We start from the raw sequence: 350 nt of genomic DNA, 5'->3' as shown, positions 1-350 counted from the left end.
ATGGACCACTCGGAAGGGGAAGACCTCGGCCAGACCCTCCTGCCCCCCCACCTGGTCGCCCGGGCCCTGGGGGTCTCCCCGGCCACCCTCCGGCGCTACGCCGCCCTGTGGGAGGGGGTGGTGGGCCCCCTGCCCCGGGACCCCCGGGGGGGCCGGCTCTGGCCCAAGGAGGCCCTGGCCCGCCTCCAGGCGGCCCGGGAGGCCCACCTGCGGGAAGGCCTCCCCCTGGAGGAGGCCCTGGCCCGGGTCCAGGGGGACTTCCCGGCCGCCGGCCTCGCCCTCCCCTCCGAGGGGGAGGCCCTGGCCCTCCTCCGGGCCCTGGCCGAACGGCTGGAGCGGGTGGAGGGGGA

1 protein-coding gene is annotated in these 350 nt (G+C 79.7%); it reads left to right on the top strand.

Annotation, left to right across the window (positions count from 1 at the left end):
* Positions 1 to 350: MerR family transcriptional regulator (locus L0D17_RS13375; RefSeq protein WP_279231848.1), on the top strand; the 350-nt coding region annotated here is incomplete at both ends.

The sequence above is a fragment of the Thermus thalpophilus genome, assembly GCF_022760915.1.
Taxonomy (GTDB): domain Bacteria; phylum Deinococcota; class Deinococci; order Deinococcales; family Thermaceae; genus Thermus; species Thermus thalpophilus.
This window is presented reverse-complemented; position numbering and strand designations above follow the sequence as displayed.